This window comes from Flagellimonas oceanensis (assembly GCF_003992595.1).
Classification (GTDB): Bacteria; Bacteroidota; Bacteroidia; order Flavobacteriales; family Flavobacteriaceae; genus Flagellimonas; species Flagellimonas oceanensis.
Genome location: NZ_RZNA01000049.1, coordinates 183725 through 202166, shown reverse-complemented (window position 1 = coordinate 202166; position 18442 = coordinate 183725). Strand labels below are relative to the sequence as shown.

At 36.8% G+C, this 18442-nt stretch carries 16 protein-coding genes; 7 read left to right on the top strand and 9 right to left on the bottom strand.

The genetic code is table 11. The annotated features are described in order from the left end of the window. The first annotated feature begins 1 nt into the window (after window position 1). From EO132_RS16785 to EO132_RS16760, 6 genes are all read left to right on the top strand, one after another. Entirely contained in the window at window positions 2-2914 is a 2913-nt protein-coding gene (locus EO132_RS16785; protein WP_127138971.1) for a glycoside hydrolase family 3 N-terminal domain-containing protein, read from the top strand. A gap of 29 nt (window positions 2915-2943) precedes the next feature. Beyond that, a complete protein-coding gene (gene bshA, locus EO132_RS16780) occupies window positions 2944-4086 on the top strand; it encodes an N-acetyl-alpha-D-glucosaminyl L-malate synthase BshA (protein WP_127138970.1) in 1143 nt (380 codons plus the stop codon). A gap of 26 nt (window positions 4087-4112) precedes the next feature. Next, window positions 4113-4550, top strand: a complete 438-nt coding sequence (locus tag EO132_RS16775; RefSeq protein WP_127138969.1) for a hypothetical protein — start codon at window positions 4113-4115, stop codon at window positions 4548-4550. A gap of 114 nt (window positions 4551-4664) precedes the next feature. Further along, window positions 4665-5843 carry an OmpA family protein gene (locus tag EO132_RS16770; RefSeq protein WP_235856494.1) on the top strand — a complete coding sequence of 393 codons (1179 nt, stop codon included), beginning with the start codon at window positions 4665-4667 and terminating at the stop codon, window positions 5841-5843. A 497-nt stretch (window positions 5844-6340) separates the two neighbouring features. Next, entirely contained in the window at window positions 6341-7633 is a 1293-nt protein-coding gene (locus EO132_RS16765; protein ID WP_313781236.1) for an MBOAT family O-acyltransferase, read from the top strand. A gap of 3 nt (window positions 7634-7636) precedes the next feature. After that, entirely contained in the window at window positions 7637-8623 is a 987-nt protein-coding gene (locus EO132_RS16760; RefSeq protein ID WP_127138967.1) for a hypothetical protein, read from the top strand. A 28-nt stretch (window positions 8624-8651) separates the two neighbouring features. Here the strand turns inward: EO132_RS16760 and EO132_RS16755 are convergent, their stop codons facing one another. The 8 genes from EO132_RS16755 to EO132_RS16720 all read right to left on the bottom strand — a co-directional run bounded on the left by EO132_RS16755 (window position 8652) and on the right by EO132_RS16720 (window position 16316). Further along, window positions 8652-8894, bottom strand: a complete 243-nt coding sequence (locus EO132_RS16755) for an acyl carrier protein (RefSeq protein ID WP_127138966.1) — start codon at window positions 8892-8894, stop codon at window positions 8652-8654. A gap of 23 nt (window positions 8895-8917) precedes the next feature. Next, a complete protein-coding gene (locus tag EO132_RS16750; RefSeq protein ID WP_127138965.1) occupies window positions 8918-10411 on the bottom strand; it encodes an amino acid adenylation domain-containing protein in 1494 nt (497 codons plus the stop codon). An 18-nt stretch (window positions 10412-10429) separates the two neighbouring features. Further along, window positions 10430-11518 (bottom strand): hypothetical protein, encoded by a 1089-nt coding sequence (locus EO132_RS16745; protein ID WP_127138964.1) that lies wholly within the window; start codon window positions 11516-11518, stop codon window positions 10430-10432. A gap of 125 nt (window positions 11519-11643) precedes the next feature. After that, the gene (locus EO132_RS16740) at window positions 11644-12303 is read right to left on the bottom strand and encodes an HAD family hydrolase (RefSeq protein ID WP_127138963.1); all 660 of its coding nucleotides are present in this window, start codon (window positions 12301-12303) and stop codon (window positions 11644-11646) included. Further along, window positions 12287-13255: an ATP-grasp domain-containing protein gene (locus tag EO132_RS16735; RefSeq protein ID WP_127138962.1), complete on the bottom strand. Its 969-nt coding sequence runs from the start codon at window positions 13253-13255 to the stop codon at window positions 12287-12289. The genes EO132_RS16740 and EO132_RS16735 overlap by 17 nt, the downstream gene beginning before the upstream one ends. A gap of 223 nt (window positions 13256-13478) precedes the next feature. Further along, window positions 13479-14546: a GNAT family N-acetyltransferase gene (locus EO132_RS16730; RefSeq protein WP_127138961.1), complete on the bottom strand. Its 1068-nt coding sequence runs from the start codon at window positions 14544-14546 to the stop codon at window positions 13479-13481. 5 nt (window positions 14547-14551) lie between these two features. Further along, complete coding sequence (locus EO132_RS16725) at window positions 14552-15241, bottom strand: sugar transferase (RefSeq protein ID WP_127138960.1); 690 nt, start codon at window positions 15239-15241, stop codon at window positions 14552-14554. Continuing rightward, a complete protein-coding gene (locus EO132_RS16720; protein ID WP_127138959.1) occupies window positions 15228-16316 on the bottom strand; it encodes a hypothetical protein in 1089 nt (362 codons plus the stop codon). Before EO132_RS16720 ends, EO132_RS16725 begins: the two co-directional genes overlap by 14 nt. 111 nt (window positions 16317-16427) lie before the next feature. Here EO132_RS16720 and EO132_RS16715 point away from each other — a divergent pair, with 111 nt between their 5' ends. Then, a complete protein-coding gene (locus tag EO132_RS16715; RefSeq protein ID WP_127138958.1) occupies window positions 16428-17276 on the top strand; it encodes a formyltransferase family protein in 849 nt (282 codons plus the stop codon). A gap of 30 nt (window positions 17277-17306) precedes the next feature. Here EO132_RS16715 and EO132_RS16710 read toward each other — a convergent pair whose 3' ends face one another. Further along, window positions 17307-18440 carry a glycosyltransferase family 4 protein gene (locus tag EO132_RS16710; RefSeq protein WP_127138957.1) on the bottom strand — a complete coding sequence of 378 codons (1134 nt, stop codon included), beginning with the start codon at window positions 18438-18440 and terminating at the stop codon, window positions 17307-17309. Window positions 18441-18442: the final 2 nt, after the last annotated feature.

The window sequence follows — 18442 nt, the reverse complement described above, 5'->3', positions numbered from 1 at the left end:
TATGCGGATAAACCTTTTCCTCCCCCTTTTACTGTTCATTTGTTTACAATCCTTCGGGCAAGATAATCCATTGGTCGTCAAAGATTCCGTGGCCCAGATGGCCTGGGTCGAGAACCGTTATGCGAACCTGTCGTTGGAGGAACGAATCGGACAATTGTTTATGGTAAGTGTGGCATCCAATCAAGGGAAAACAGCTGCCGATAGGATTAAAGACCTGATCAAGGAAGAAGGTATTGGAGGCGTTATTTTTTTGGTGGGAGGTCCTGTACAACAGGCGCGATTGACCAATGAATATCAAGAAGCTTCCAAAGTTCCATTGCTCATTGGGTCTGACGCCGAATGGGGCATGGCGATGCGATTGGATTCCACCTATGCTTTTCCTTGGAACATGACTTTGGGTGCCATTCAGGATAGTACTATCGTTGAAAAAGTGGGCTATCAAATTGGCAAACACGCTAAACGTTTGGGAGTGCACATCAATTTCGCGCCGGATTTGGATGTCAACAACAATCCTAAAAACCCCATCATCGGGAACCGATCTTTTGGAGAGGATCCAAAAAATGTTGCTCAAAAGGGGCGTGCCTTTGTTCGTGGAATGGAAAGGGCCGGGGTGCTCTCCAGTGGTAAACATTTTCCTGGTCATGGTGATACCGCAACGGATTCCCATACGTCTTTGCCCATTATTAATTCCTCTTTGGAACGATTGGACTCCATAGAACTATATCCTTTCAAAAAAACCATGGAGGCAGGCTTGAGCTCTACCATGGTGGCCCATTTGGATGTTCCCAGTCTGGAACCTAGGGAAGGACATCCCTCAACTTTGTCAAAAAGCATTATTACCGGTGTATTGAAGAATCAATTGGGTTTTGAAGGACTGGTCATTACAGATGCGTTGAATATGAAGGCCGTCTCTGAGTTTGCACCTGAGGGAAAAGTGGAATTGGAGGCCTTTCTGGCTGGAAACGACATGCTCTTGATGCCCGAAAATGTGCTCAAGGCCAAGGAGACCTTTGTGCAGGCCTACAATGAAGGTCTAATCACAGAGGAACGATTGTCGGAATCCGTCAAAAAAATATTGATGGCCAAATACAAGGCAGGTCTTTACGATTACAAGCCGGTGAAATTGGAAAACCTTGTGGCCGATTTGAATGGCGTTGAAAATGATGTGGTCTATGAGCAGGCCATTGAAGGGGCCATTACCGTCGCCAAGAACAATTTTTCCTTGATGCCCATCAAAAAACTGGACAACAAAAAAATAGCCTATGTGCATTTTGGGGATGATTCTGGCAGCGTTTTCCATGAATCGCTCAATAAGTATTTCAAAGTGACCCATATCAAGGCCAAGGACATTGCCGAGTACAAAAAGGAATTGGCGAATTACAACTTGGTGATCATTGGTTTTCATAAAGATAATTCCAGCCCATGGAAAGGCTATAAATTCTCTGAAAATGAGCTTTTTTGGTTAGAGGAGATATCACGATTACGAACTAGCAACACGATTTTAGCGCTGTTTGCCAGACCCTATGCAATGTTGGATGTGCTCAACTTTGATACGATGGATGGGGTTGTGGTGGGTTATCAGAACAGTGAAATAGCGCAGGAAAAAGTGGCCGAGGTCATTTTTGGTGCCATTGGTGCAACGGGAAAACTACCTGTATCTGCCCATGGCGAGTTTCCTGTGGGGACCGGATTGGACGTAGCGCCGATTCAGCGTATGGGGTATAGTATTCCTGAGCGTGTGGGCATGAGCTCGGAATTGTTGGCCGAGGTGGATACTTTGGTCAACGATGGATTGGATTCTTTGATGTTTCCCGGAGCTCAGGTACTCATTGCCAGACGGGGGAAGGTCATTTACAATAAGAATTTTGGGAAGCCCACCTATCAATCCAAGGACAGTATCACTGAGGAATCCATTTATGACTTGGCTTCATTGACCAAGATCTTGTCCACTTTGCCCATGATCATGAAGATGGAGGAAGAGGGGGAGATTGCCTTGAACGATACCTTTAAAGATTTGATTCCCGAGTATGCCGACACCGATTTGAAGGATGTGTCCGTACTCAAGGCCCTGTCCCACTATGGGCGTTTGCCTTCTTGGATTGCCTTTTATCTGGACACTCTGAACAAGGAACGAAAACCTTCCTCAGAATTTTATAGGCAGAACCCATCTGAAGCTTTTCCGTACAAAGTGGCGGAGCATTTGTATTTGACGCGGTCTTACAAGGATTCCATATACAATCGGATAGGTCGACAAAGTCTAAAATCCAACCGTTATCGATACAGTGATGTGGGCTACTACGTTTTTAAGGAATATATAGAGAAGACCTATCAGAAGCCGATAGATGAATTGATCGATGAATTCCTGTACCAACCCATGGGATTGCAACGGACCACCTTTAACCCGCTCAAAAAATTTTCCAAGGAAACGATAGTTCCTTCGGAAGAGGACGACTATTACAGATATCAGACGGTCCAGGGCTATGTCCACGATATGGGCGCGGCCATGCAAGGTGGAGTAGGAGGGCATGCTGGGCTTTTCAGTACGGCGAACGAGGTGGCAAAGATCATGCAGATGTATTTGCAGGACGGCTATTATGGGGGAGAGCGTTTTTTCAATGCACGCACGGTAAAACGTTTTAATACCTGTTATTTCTGCAATAAGAACGTGAGGCGTGGCGTAGGGTTCGATAAGCCGCAATTGGAGGAAAGCGGTCCCACTTGTGGTTGTGTTTCCCGAAAGAGTTTTGGACACAGTGGATTTACGGGCACCTACACATGGGCTGACCCAGATGAAGAAATCGTGTATGTGTTCCTGTCCAACCGAACCTATCCGTCCGCGACCAATACATTGTTGATCAAATCTGGTCTGCGAACCCGTATTCAGCAGGCCATTTATGATTCCATTATCAATTAGGTATAAAATATTGCAGTAGATTTGTTCTTATGAAAATAGCGATTGTATGTTACCCGACCTTTGGCGGTAGTGGTGTTGTGGCCACGGAATTGGGTATTGCCCTTGCAGAACGGGGACACGAAGTACATTTCATTACCTATCGTCAACCGGTGCGTTTGGAGCTTTTGGGCAACAATATCCATTTTCATGAGGTGCATGTACCTGAGTACCCTTTATTTCATTATCAACCCTACGAACTGGCACTTTCCAGTAAGCTAGTGGATACCATCAAATTGTATGATATCGAACTCTTGCACGTACATTATGCCATACCCCATGCCTACGCGGGCTATATGGCCAAAAAGATGCTGCAGGAATACGGTATTTTCATTCCGATGATCACAACCTTACACGGTACGGACATAACTTTAGTAGGTAAACATCCATTTTACAAGCCTGCGGTTACCTTCAGTATCAACAAATCCGATGTGGTCACTTCCGTTTCAGAAGCTCTGAAAAAGGAAACCTTGAAGATTTTCGATATTGAAAAGGATATTGAGGTGATTCCCAATTTTATAGAGACCACCAAATACAAGAACAACTATACCGATTGCCAACGTACCATGATGGCAAAAGAGGATGAACGCATCATTACCCATATCAGTAATTTCAGGAAGGTAAAGCGTATTCCCGATGTCATTAAAATATTCAATCGAATTCAAAAAGAAGTACCTGCCAAACTTATTATGGTAGGGGAGGGCCCTGAGAAAGAGAAAGCGGAAGATATGTGTGACGCTTTAGGGCTGAAGGATAAAGTACTGTTCTTGGGGAACAGTAATGAAATTGACCGTATCCTTTGCTTCTCTGATATGTTTCTATTGCCATCCGAGACTGAAAGTTTTGGATTGGCGGCATTGGAGGCCATGATCAATAAAGTGGCCATTATATCCAGTAACACGGGAGGTATCCCAGAAGTGAACATTGACGGGGTATCCGGTTATTTAGCCGATGTTGGGGATGTGGAGACCATGGCCAACAAGGCCATTGAGATACTAAAGGATGATGATACCTTGGATCAATTCAAGGAAAACGCATTCAATGTGGCATCCAAGTTTGATATCGTTCACATTCTACCATTGTACGAAGACCTTTACGAAAAGGCATTTAAATCCCGTTTCAAAAACACCTTTTAGCCATTAGATATCTGTTTTTCATAGCATTGACCTGTTTACTTTCCTGTAAGGCCCAAAGGGAAGTACATACTTCTGTAGGAGAACCCATGGAAGACATGGTATTGTTGGCTCATGAAGATTTTACGAATATCGATGCTTTTGAAACCCGCGTCATTCGTGATGCGAAATCCTTGAATAAATTTTATGGGGAAATCAATAAGACCCGTAAACCGGGATTACCCGTTCCCATGGTGGATTTCTCCAAGGATATGTTGGTATTGGTGTGTCTGGGCGAACAAAAAGGAGAAAAAAAACTGGTGTTGTCCAAATTAACGGAGACCGATCAAGGGATGACAATTGCCGTGGAAGTTCTGGAGAAGGAAAAAGACGGAGAAATAGCGGTTCAGCCCATGTATTTTCCGTTCTACCTCTATAAAATGCCGTTGGTCGATAAAGACTTGACTTTTCAAAGGATTGATAACTAAGGTTTTCAAAAAAAATATTACTGCTCATCGAAAATAAACGCACTTCGAAGTTCAAAATTCCAATTTCTAAAAGCTTGACCTAGCTTTGAATCCGATAACCTCAAATCGAATAAAATGAACATTTCAAAACCTTTAACCATGCTTGTCATGGTAATTTTCTCCTATGCTTTGACCTTTGCCCAAGATCAAAATCTTGAAATGACCGAAAAGGATAGTATTGTCGAAAGTTTCTGGTTGGTGACCGTTGGTGCCAATGCTGTGGATGATTCCGGCGATGAATTCGGAGAACTGTTTGATTTTAAGGATGGTTGGAACATGGTTCCCTACCCATCTAGGGTAAGTATCGGAAGATATTTCAAGAATGGTATCGGACTTGAAGCCATAGGTTCTTATAACCGTTATAAAGAGGGGAAAATCGTTGATAATGCGGTCAACTCCGAAGATATTCCATATTTGGGACTTGACTTTAGGGTCAGTTATGACCTCAATATGATTTTGGGAGAGACCGGGTTTTTTGACCCTTACATTGGAATCGGAGCAGGATATACGGATGCCAACAACCAGGGCAGGGGCACCTACAATGCCGTTTTAGGTTTCAGAACATGGTTTTCCGACCATTGGGGAATGGATTTTAATTCCACAGGGAAGTGGGCCATGGATACAGAAAATGCTACAAACCATATTCAGCATGCCGTGGGTGTGGCGTATCGATTTGAAGTGGAAAAAGGGCTTTCCAGGAAAGGGATGGAGAAATTGGCTTTGTTGAAAGAAATGGAAAAGGAACAGCAAAGAGTTCAAGATTCCATAGCCAAGGCGGAAGAGGAGGCAAGACTCCTTGCTGAACGATTACAAAAAGAGAAAGAAGCGGCTGAATTGGCAGCTGCGGAGAAGGCCAAACGGGAAGCGGAAGAGGCCAGAAGAGCTAAGCTTCAAAATAGAATCAATGAGTTAGGGAATGTGCTATTTCAGTTTGATTCATCTTATTTGACAGCCTCAGATAAAGAATTATTAGATCAATTGGTCGCTATTATGGAAGATGAAACCAGTTTGACCATTAAGGTAACGGCACATACCGATTCAAGGGGAACTGAAAAGTATAATCAATGGCTATCTGAGCGAAGAGCGGAACGAACTGTGGATTATGTGATTTCAAAAGGAATTTCGGAAAATAGAATCACTCATGAGGCCTTTGGGGAGACTAGATTGGTAAATGAATGTTCCGATGGGGTGCGTTGTACTGAGGAAGAGCATTCCAAGAACAGAAGGTCGGAGTTTGTCATTGGGCAGTATTAAGAAGTCGATTTTTTGCGCAAATGGTCGATTAAATACCTAACACACCGATATTCATAACCTTTTTTGGAGTATTGTTTTATTTTTAAGTTGGTAAAAGCTTTGGCCACTTGAATATGCTTTGGCTTAAAAAAAAATCAATATGTGTTGTTTGTATTGCCATTGGTTAATAAGTTATTGCAACGAATCAAAGCAGAAATTCTGGTAAATTTCAACTTTAGGATATCGACTTTTTAATTTTGTAAATCAGGCAAGGAAGTGCAAAGCTTAAATGTATGGAGGAAAGTATGAATGTTTAGATGATGTAAAATCACGCAATAGGAACAAATAATAAGGTAATGTTATTTAACTCTTTAGAATTTTTTATATTTTTTCCTATTGTTATTTTTCTTTATTGGCTTTTTGGAAGGGATAAATCCAAAGTTCAGAATACCATACTTTTTATTGCCAGTTACATTTTCTATGGTTGGTGGGATTATCGTTTTCTGTCATTGATAATTTTGTCCACTCTGGTGGATTTCTATGTAGGTAAAGCTATTCATAATACTGATGATGACAGGAAAAGAAAGAATTTATTGTGGGTAAGTATCCTGTTCAATATAGGCTTGTTGGGGTTTTTCAAGTATTTCGATTTCTTCGTTGAATCTTTTGTGGGTTCCTTTTCGTTTTTTGGTGCTGACATAGTCAATGTATGGACTTTGAACATTATATTACCGGTTGGTATTTCTTTCTATACGTTCCAGACGCTATCATACACTTTAGACATTCACAAAGGAAAATTAAAACCGACCAATGATCTTTTGGCATTTGGCACCTATGTCGCCTTCTTTCCTCAACTGGTAGCGGGGCCTATTGAGAGGGCATCTAATTTATTACCGCAGTTAGAGGCCATCAAAAAGTTTAAATACCAACAAGTGGTTCAAGGGATGAAGTTAGTTCTATGGGGGCTGTTCAAAAAGGTGGCCATAGCTGATTCTTTGGCAATCATGGTCGATGACATATTTACTAATTATGAGGTTTACCCTTCATCCACATTGGTATTGGGAACTGTGTTCTTTGCCTTTCAGATATATGGAGACTTTTCCGGTTACTCCGATATAGCAATTGGCACATCCAAAATGTTAGGGATTGAACTAATGTCCAATTTTAAGTTCCCTTATTTTTCAAGGAGTATTGCAGAGTTTTGGAGACGTTGGCATATTTCACTCTCAACTTGGTTCAGGGATTATCTGTACATTCCGTTGGGCGGTTCACGTGTAAAAAGATCAAAGGCGGTACGTAATATTTTTGCTATTTTCTTGGTAAGCGGATTATGGCATGGTGCAAACTGGACATTTGTGGTTTGGGGGCTGTACCATGCACTTTTGTTTCTTCCCCTATTCTACCTAAACGTTAATCGTAATCATTTAGAAAATATAAATTTGTTCGCCTCTCCCAAAAACTTTTTAAATGATTCGGTAAAAATCGTTATCACATTTTTATTGGTCATTATTGGCTGGGTGTTTTTTCGAAGTGAAACACTTTCAGATTCCCTGTTATATCTTCAAAAAATGTTTTTTGAGTTTAGTGGGGGAGCATACGAACATCCCCTTGGTTATAGAATGATTGATTACTTCTTTCTTTTATTGTTTTTTATATGTTATGAATATAGGATCCGAAAGGATGAAAGAAGACCTTTTAATTTCAAATGGAAAAGTGTGCGATTTGCTGCATACACTTTGGTAGTATTCTTATTGTTATTATTTTATGACGATTCTATGAATAATCGTTCTTTCATATATTTTCAATTTTAAGTCATGAGAAAATTGTTGGTTAAGGTTCTTGTATATGGCTTGATGATGGCCTTGGTTCTTGAGGTTTTGATCAGGATTTTTCATTTATATTTTGAATATCCGATTGTCACTCTGAATAAAAATGAAGTTGTGAATTATGAGCCTGGTCAATCCGGCTCATTCGTTATAGGTAACCGACGAATGAATTTTACAGAGTATAATATAAATAACACTGGTTTCAATTCATTTAGGGAGTTTTTACCAACTAGTCAAGATTTTGAAGTAGCCTTAGTTGGGGATTCTTTCATCGAGGGCCTTCATCAAGATTATTATAATTCAATAGGCAAAAAGATAGAAAGAAATCTGGAGGAAAAAGTTCAAGTTTATGAATATGGGTTTTCTGGAAACGACTTGGCAGATCAATTATATTTAATTGATCAGCTTGAAAAAGAAATGGAGTTAATTGATGCAATCTATCTTTATTTGAAGTTTGATGAGGATTTAGCTAGGGATAGGTATGAAGTCAATACCCGTGCTAATTTAGAGAATAGTATAGCGTTTAAAATTAAGAGGGAAGTAAAATTGCTCTCGTACTTGAAGGGAATAGGATTAATTGCACCGATTGCCGAACTGCCAGGTAATTTAAAGTCATTTATTAAGGGACAAAAGCCAGAACAAACAAAATCCGTTGATTCCGGTGTTGTCGACAAAAAGTATATATCTAATTTGGATAAACTATTGGAATGCTACCCCATAGATAAAGGAAAAACCGTTTTCTTGATAGACAAGAGCATAACCAGTGAATCATTCTTTAGTTATTGTAAAGCCCATGGATATCGCTATGTGGATTTTGGAGTTCCTTTACAAAAATCAGAAGAAAATACTGTATTGAAGTATGATCCAATCAAACATTGGAATAATCAAGGGAGGGAAGTGCTTGCACGAGTAATTTCCTATGACATATTAAAATATCATAGGATTTCTTCCCTTGACAAACAAGATAAACCTTAACCTTATTGGTTTTAAGTGGCTTATCTGTTTAGTTCTTTTTTTCGAGTATAATCTTAATCAGGTCTGAAATATTTTCTAGACCCATGAGTTCTACTAAAGAGAATTTGATGTCATACTTTTCTTCTATCTCATTTATTAGCATCATATGGGTTACTGAATCCCATCCATCTACATCTTTTGCACTTGTATCATCATTTAATTCAAAGGATTCATGTCCTAATGTTTCAATGAAAATACCTCTTAAATCTGCCATTATTGTTTCTTTTTCCATGATATGTAGTTGTTTATTTAAATTTAGAATAAGGACCTAAGTGCTTTCATGTCAATTTTATCATTTACACTATGCGGTAATTGGTCTACAAATAAAAATTGTGTAGGAATCATGTAAGCGGGCAATGCTTCTTTTAAATAAGAAAGTACAGGTTCCAAATCCATTTTTTTACTGCAAACTGCTAAACCAAGTTCTATGTCTCCAGTTTTGTCAGGGATATCTATCACAACAATATCAACTTTATCCAAAACCTTTTTGACATGGTATTCAATTTCACCCAACTCTACCCGAAACCCTCTTATTTTCACTTGAAAATCAGATCTGCCAACATATAAATAATCACCATCTTGATCTTTATAGCAAAGGTCTCCAGATTTATAGAAAACCATTGGTTTCCCATTATATTCTTTTTCAAAAAAAACTTGCTTGTTTCTTTCTTCGTTTTGGATATAGCCATTGAATAGTTGCTCACCAGCAATACAAAGTTCACCTGTTTGGCCTTGAGCCAGCTCATTTTCGTCCTCATCAATCACTAAATAGTAAGTATTGTCAAAAGGTTTACCAATAGAGACCACTCCGTTTTCTTGCTTGTTACCTCCATTTTTGTCAAATAAATACCCCCCACAGTATATAGTCGTTTCCGTAGGCCCGTAATAATTTATTATTTGGGCATTTGGGATACAAGCATTCCATTCTTTACCGATATCCCCATAGAGTTTACCTCCTGCAAAGCATGAATACCTTACACTGGCACTGTTTATTTCTTTAAAATAAGGGCGAAGAAAATGAATAATGGAGGGAACCATTATCAACACGGTTAATTGATGTTCCGAAAGTAATTTAATGATTTGAAAATACTTCATGCTTTCTTTTGATACCGTATATACACATGCGCCTTTAAGTAAAGGAGCAAGTAAGGACACCACGGACATATCAAATGTTAATTCGAACATTTGAAGAAATCTATCTGATGAGGTTATGGAAAAATCAAGGTTGTTATCTATTGCTGTGGCAAAACCGTTTAGATTTTTGTAACTGATTGGCGCACCTTTTGGAATTCCTGTACTACCCGATGTAAATATTACATAGGCAGAGTCATCCTTATTTGGGGACTTGGGTTCTAAATGAAGTTTTTCTAAAACGTTTTGGACATTTCGAGTATCTAAGGTTTCAAATCCTGTTTCAAAATAGGGTAACGATGATGAGTCCAAAACAAACGTGCTATTAGTTTGTTCCAGAATTTCTTTATTTCTTGTTTTGGGATAAATAGGGTTGATTGGCACATAAGCTTTTCCCTCAAACCATAATGCAATTATACCGGCATAGGTCTCCAAATCATCATTTGTAATCAAACCAACATACTTTTCAGAAGCAGGAATTTCCATTTGGATCAAACCCCTGATTATGTTTATTTTTTGGCTTAATTCTCCATAAGTGTAATATTTTTCATTTATGAAAAATGCGTTCAGGTTAGAGTGTTTCAAGATGGAATCTTGAAGTGTATGAATAAATTTCATGATTAGTTTAGAGGTTGTTTAATTAAAATGTCCGTCTTGCTCCATTAACTGGTTTGTTTTGAGTTGTTTGTGTATGGAGTTATGTGCCATTGCCTTTTTCGTTTGTTTATGGTGAAAAAAGACAAAGAGGTTATCATTAAAACTTTCTGATAATATTTGATTGTCCGTAAATAAATATGTAAGTCCCAATTCGGACATGTGTTCATAGATTGTGGAGGATAATTGGGCCATATACTCCTGTTCAGCGATGCTATATTTGAGATATGCAATGGTTTTATAGTAGTGCAGGGAAACAAACCCAATCATTTTATCATGATGAAAGATTTGGTAATTGACTATGCCAATATTTTTTCCAAACCCTTTGATCACGGCTTTATTTTTTCTTTTTGTCTCTAAGGGGGTCAATAGGTATTGTCTGGAGTCTATTTGCCAATTTAAATATTCCTGAGTTTTGGGGATAAAATCATTTTGTAAAAATGGTTTCACAAAACTCCATCCGTCCACATCTATTTTATGTATATATTTTATTTTTAAATCTTTGGATAGGCGCTTGATTTTGGAACGGTTAAGGATAGTATTGATTCGAAATGAACTTTTTTCCAAGAACTTTGAAAAGAATTTAAAATGTTTTAGAAAGGAAATTTTTTGTGTGGCCATATTGCTATCAAAGGCAATAAAAATACTATGCCTGACTGTTGTTCCAATAATAGAAAAGGGCTGCTTTTTATAAAAAGCAGCTGCATTTTCTTCATATGCTTTGGTGATTACTTTTTTATCTATGGCATTTAAGGCTTCCCTAAACACAAACGTTGAAATGACAGGGTTTTGAACGGATTTTGAGACCCACCATTGAGGCATCCAGTACGTTTTGCCGTCTATGGATGGAATTGATTCTGGAACAAGGTAGCAAAAGCTCAATAAATCTTTATTTCCGATAGCAATAATGGCACAATAGTCATCATCGGACATGTTTGGTTTTTCCAAAAGCCACATAGCTTTATTATCTGATAAGGGAAGGTCAAAGGAGCGTTCGGAACTGGGGCAAAGCAAATATGACTTTAATTCCTTTTTGGTAATATGAAGTACTCTTAAATCTTTATAATCCATGAAGGAATAATTTTTGTCCGAAAAAACATTAAAAAAATAAATTCATGAAATTTATTTTTTTAAAAAAGTTGTATGGGTAGATTTAATCGATGTATATCCGTGTGAAAAGACTTTTTACAACTAGTTTACACAATAATATTTAGTGATTCCATATTAAAGATTAAACTTAACTCTTGCTCGCGGACAATTGAAGAAACGTTGGGGTCGAAATGGATGTTCAGCCCATTGTCAACCAACAAAATACATTCCCAACCCAATTTTTTGGGAGCGTAAAAATCTTTAATTATGTTGTCGCCGATATAATAATATGATGAGAGCATAAACTCATTTTCAACGGCCGTAAAGTTTTTAAGATTGGGTTTTTCTGATTTAATTTCTTCAGAGATTACAATAAAGTCGATAAGGTTCTGTAATCCCAGTGACTTAATTTTATTTCGTTGCGTAATAGATCTTCCATCTGTAACTATTGCGATTTTACCGCCCTTTATTTTAATTTTTTCAAATAGCTCGGTTACCCCGGGGAAGGGAGATATGTCCGGGACATGGTTACGGTAGATTTTCAGTAAATCTGCTGTTTTGGTTTTATATTCTATGCTTACAAGTTCGAATACATTTTTACCAGAACGATAATCTGAGAACATTTGAATATAAAGCCTTTTCCAATTATTTGCATCTAATTGTTTGGCTATATATTTATAGGCAGATTTTAAATACTCGATTTCATTGTAAAGGGTGTCATCCAAGTCAAATACAACAACCGTATTTTTGTCAACCTTTATATCCATGTACTAAAACTTCATTGTCATATCTCAGCATGAGTAGGTTATCCTCCCAAACATCAAACTGATCTGCTAATTCTTTTTTTTGGTAATATTCTTCGAAAATCCATTTAGGGAAATTGGCACCGGCCAAATAGGAGAGCGGGTACCCACCTCCGAATCTAGCATTGAGCTCTATACCATAAATTTGATTTGACTCCTTGTGCATGAAAAATTGGGCGGTAATACAACCTACTGCACCATCCATAAAGGATAACTTTTCTTTTAAATGGTCTACCAGCTCATTCCTGCAAGTAACACCTTTATTCACTTCCCCATCCCGTACTTCGATTCTCTTACGAGGAACAATGCATTTTAGTTCGTGTTGTTTATTATAATAAAGGTCACATGTGTATTCATCATGATCTTGGTGGTCCAAATATTCAAGAAAGAGCAACTTGTCGTTTTCGAAATGGTAATTCGTAAGTTCTTCTTTGGATTTAATAATAAATGTGTCCACACTTCTACTACCATCTATCGGTTTAATGAATAGGGGCAACTGATAATCATCCTTCTTGAATTCCTTTGCCACTGAAACCCCCATTGATTCAAAATACTCGTGGGTTACTTTCTTGTTCCTACATTTTTTAACGAAATCTGGCTTTGATACCAATACCGTTATCCCATTTTCCAAGAACCTCTCTTTATTTTCCGCAAGTAACATTAGTTCGTGGTCTATTGTAGGCACTACAAGACCTATGTTTCTTTGTTTACAGTTTTCTATCAATGTGGAAACATAGGATTCGTCATCAAGTCTAGGCACCATAAAAAAGTCATCGGAAACTCTACATGCGGCAGATAGGATAGGGTTGGCGTCAGCGGCATAAACTTTACCATCCGGTGTAATTTTTTTTAACTCTTTTTGAAATGCTTGGAGTAATGAAACCCGTCTTCCTGCAGATGTAATTAAGATGTTCATTATTGGGGAAAAGTTGTAAGTTCTGGTTTATTTTGTGTTGTAATGGTTATCTGCTCCGTGCAAACTAATTTAACTAATGTTAAAATTATAGGGTACAGTATTTTCCATATCATTGACTTGGTCAATTAAAATGGATAATAAAAATTTTGCTACTATGATATAGTTACGAATATTATGCTGTTTTAGACGTAGCCGTTCCAAATTTACTTTCATTTTTAAAGTTCTAAGATCTATAAATAGGAAAGTAACCTTCTTCAATTTTTTCTAGGTTTTCACTGTTTTTGGAGATACTCTCTACAATTTCTCTGTATACTTCTGGAAGCAAAACTTTTCTTCCGGTATAATATATAATGTCGTTTTCTTTTGGAAAGAAGTTTTTCTTGTACTTATACAAAGGGTCGCCATTTTGTCTTCCACCTCCCAAGACATAAAATTTCTTGCCATTCTTTCTTCCCCAATCCATTACTTCTATTTTCAAAAAGTCGTTGGGTCTGGTATGAAAATATTCCGAATTAGTTCCACCCAAATAAGAGAATACAGTATCCTTTGATAATAAAATAAACTCTGTAGAAATAGGAATATTGTTTTTGAACACCATTGCAATAGTCGCGTTTTCTGGATTGTTTTCGAGGTATTGTGAAAAGTAACATTTAGGAAAGAAATAATAGTCGGTTGCTTTATTTCTTCTCATAGTACTAATGTAAATGTTATAGAAATCGTCCATGATTTCATCTGGAATATTTCCATAGAACATTTCAAATTTCAATTCCTCTTTTTGCGCTTTTCTGTAATTATTCCTGACTTTAGGTTTAAAGCTTTGCCATTGCTCTTCTTCAGTTAAAATCCTTCCCATCACATTATCAAGCGTTGAAATAGCTGCTCCGGTATATCCTAAATGGTTACCATCGAGAGAGAACCTAATGAATTCGGTTACTACTTTATTACCCTTGTACCAGTTGTCCACTAATTCCCAGAAATTCTCGATTGTATCCAGATTGAGATTTTTTTTAAACAAAGGTCCACTATAACCATAAGGGCTGCTAACATCTTTATATTCGGAAAGGTTACCATTAATAAAAATAGGCCTTAAATAAAAACACATGAGTACTAATGGAACTTCTTCTTCAAAATATATGAAGTAGTGTATTTCACCATCCATATGACCTGCTTCCTTAAAAAGTTCAGGTTTGTAAAATGGATTATCCGTGTTAATTTTGTCAATGAAGTTTTTGAAGGTGTGAACTTCACTTTCTGTATTTATCTTGAATACGCTTAGTTGTTTGGCCTTCATATAACTTATTGGTTGATTGTGTTGGTTTTAATATATTCTTCAGCATCAATGTTTTCTTCTTCATTTTTCTGTTGGCGTTGCTTTGTTCGGTAGATGTCAAAATTCTCAACATGAGCATTGGGGTCATCTGCAACATCTTTATCAAAAAAAGCTTTTCTGAAGGTTTTAAATAAAATTTTCATATCCAAAAGAAAACTTAGATTCTGGACATAGGTTATATCGTAGGCGAATTTTTCTTCCCAAGTTAAAAAATTTCGCCCCGAAACTTGAGCAAGACCAGTAATTCCGGGTCTTACGTGATGCCTCATCTTTTCTGTTTGGTTGTAATAAGGAAGATAGAAAGTTCTTAAAGGCCTGGGGCCAACCAAGCTCATATCGCCTTTTAAGACATTGATCAACTGTGGAATTTCATCAAGAGATGTTTTGCGTATAAATTTACCTAAAGGTGTAATCCGTTCGTTGTCTGGTAGCAAGTTCCCTTGCTCATCTTTTTTATCGTTCATGGTCTTGAACTTGACGATTCCAAATATTCTTTCGTTTTTACCTGGCCTATTTTGCTTAAAAAATGGACTCCCCTTAAAATCGATTCCCAAGAGTATTGCCACTATTAGAACGATAGGGGATAAGATCAATAAACCAAATAGGGATGCTATGAAATCAATAGCACGTTTAAAATAATTTTTATACCAATTCATTTTTAAACCTAAAAAAATGTGAAAGAGTTTCCATCAAATAATCCAAATCAGTTTTGTTGTATCTAAAATCAACATGGATATTCATTAAGTATTTGAACTTAGTGTCAACCGAGTTACCGGGCCATAATTCCGAAGGGTATATTTTATGTTCAATCAAATGTGATTTAAGTCTGTCAAAATCGGTTCTTCGTTCAAATGGAACATTAAGGCCAAACGTTGTATTGCCATCTTGCCAAAGAATGTCCAGGTCTTTAAAAGTACTTATTCTTGAGTGTAAATAATTAAGATTTTCAGTTTTGTATGATTGATAGTCTTTTGTAAGATAGGCGTTGATATAATCTCTATGTTCAATTGTTACGGGAATTATCTCATATTGGTTATGGAGATAATTTTCTGCCAAAGAATATAACTCGAGATATTCTTGTTTATTTTCTTCAATACTACAATTGGACTTTAGCTCCATTGCTTTATCTATAGAATTCCAAGCATTAATTATAAATGTTTGAGTAGTTTTTTCCGAAACATTTGTGCTATTATCTCCCCAGTTTATTTTTAAACTGCTCCCTTTCGGAACCCAAGCCATTGCTCCTAAAGGAACAGGCAAGGTTTTTCTTAGAGAGGTAATACATATATCGGCAGAACTATTTATACAACTATTGCTCAACCAGCCATGAGAATGATCTTCCAATATAATTGCTCTTGTTGGGTTATTAGGTAAGTCATAATTAAAAATCCCCCAGAAATTATTTAACAGTACAATATCATTGGGGTTTTGAAAAAGACTTGGGTCTAGTTGAACGATGTGATTTATTTGAAAAGGGTCAATATCATAAAACCCAACATTATTGTAATTATGTTTTATCCAAGCGGTAACATGTTGACAATAGTATTTGGGCAACCAAATGGTTTCGACATCTTTTGTTTCATTGATAGTTTCAATAATAAACTTTATGGCATGTCTGCCAGTGTAGAATAGCTTATGGTCTTGAAAAAAAGTAATGGTACTGGACTCTTTAATCTGTGTTTCATCAATTTTATGAAAAAATGAGCCGTAGCCAATGATTTCCTTTTTCATTACTTAGTGTTTTACACAAAAAAAAAGGATTGCTTTTAACTTTAAAATTTAATAGGATGAAATGTTGGAAAATCGGTTGTAAGATTGTTTTTTTATACAAACCATTATTTGATGAAAAAATACGTTTTTATTGGATCTAGAACACATGTTTACAAATCTGCAATTTCTTTAGGTTTAAATTTTGAAAAGGTTTTTGCCTTAAAGGGAAGCTATTTGGAGAAGGAGTTGCTTGATAATAAAATTTATTATGAAGCATTTAGTGTTTCCGATAAAGAAGAAGTACTTATCAATTTGATCAATTCAGAATTTGATATTTTAATTTCTAATGGATGTCCTATCATTTTTCCTGTAAATCGATTTAAGAAAAATCAAGTTTTAATCAATATACATCCGACGTACCTACCTCATTTACAGGGAAAAACTCCTTTAAATGGAGTTTTTTATCTTAATTATGAGTTTTATGGCGCAACTATGCATTTTATTGATGACGGTATTGATACCGGAAATATCATTCATCAAAAAAAAGTATCTCTAACTCCTGATCTTGACCTCGGATTAATTTATCATTTGTCTATGGAACTTGAAGGCGAGGTGTTTAGGGAAGGCTGGCAATTATTGACTGAAAAGGATTTTGTTTATTCGGGTATTCCCCAACCTGAGGGTAAAACATATTTCAATAGAACAATTGAAAAGCAGTCTATCGACTTTATCACGATGAATACTGAACTAATATTAAAAAAGATTAGAAGTTTTGGTATTGAGTCACAAGGATGTTACGCACAATTTGGCAATAAAAAATATAAAATATTTGGTGCAGAAGAAGTTGTCCATCAGCCATTATTGGAAAAAGTGAAACAACTGAAACCCAGTTCGGTTTATTTGGAATATGATAACAAAATTCTCGTTAAAACAAAAGATGGTCTAATCAAATTGAACCGATTTAAGTCTATTTTGGATTAGGAATTATTATTCTCATTCTTTTGTGTTAGTTTAATCCAAAACGCTATCAATAAGACCAATCAATTTCTTATTGATGATTTTAACGTCAAATTTCTTTTCAGCTAATTCTCGGCTTTTAATGCCCATTTCACGAATTTGTGAAGTGTTTTCGAGTAAATTTCGCATAGCCACTAGTAAAGAATCAAAATCATTCGGTGTAATCAATCTACCGTTTTCTTCATTTACAACAGTCTCCTTACACCCTGGAGAATCCGTTGTGATTACTGGCAAACCGACAGACAACGCTTCTAAAATAGATCTAGGAATTCCTTCTCGGTAAAATGTGGGTAAAACAAAAACATCTGAATTATATAAAAATTCAGCTACATTGTTTTGTCTACCATGATACACTATGATTTGTTTTTCGTGCAATTTGTTCAACCTGTCCATGGAAATGGCTGAAGGTGATACATCGGGAGCGCCAATAACATGGAATTCTGCGTTATGGTAGGATTCCTTAAGAACTTGTGCTGCCTCGACAAATAGATGGATACCTTTTTCCCTTATTAACCGAGCAACCATCACAAAAATAATTTTTTTAGAGGTATTGTTGTTTACCCTTGTTGGGTACGAATCCAGGTTAACACCAGATCCCCCTACAAAATCCACTTTTTGATCTTTGGAAATTATATTCCTATCCCAAAAGAGTTTATAATCATCCGTATTTTGAAAAACAATCAATTTGTTCTTTCTAATAGAAAGCTTGTACAATGTTTCAGTAACCTTTTGCAATAATCTTGCCCTTTGAGACATACCACTAAAAGTGAAACCTAAACCTGTAATCAATGAAATCGTAGGAATTTTAGCCATATTGGCGGCCATAGAACCGTATATTACCGGTTTAATGGTATAAGGGAAGACCAAGTCAATGTTATGCTCCTGTATTAGCTTTTTTAGTTCCAAAATGGAACTCAAGTCCTTGAAAGGGTTCATTCCGGTTCTTTGAAGTTGGTACTCCAAAGGAATAGCCCCGATTTCGTTTAATTTTTCGGTTACTTCTACCGTCATTTCAGGCGCGGCTGTAAATACAGTATACCCTGCTTTGATCAGATCTTTTATAAAGTCACCTCTAAAATGAGTAAGAGAAAGATCGTATGAACAAATAATTAAAATACGTTTGGTCATGC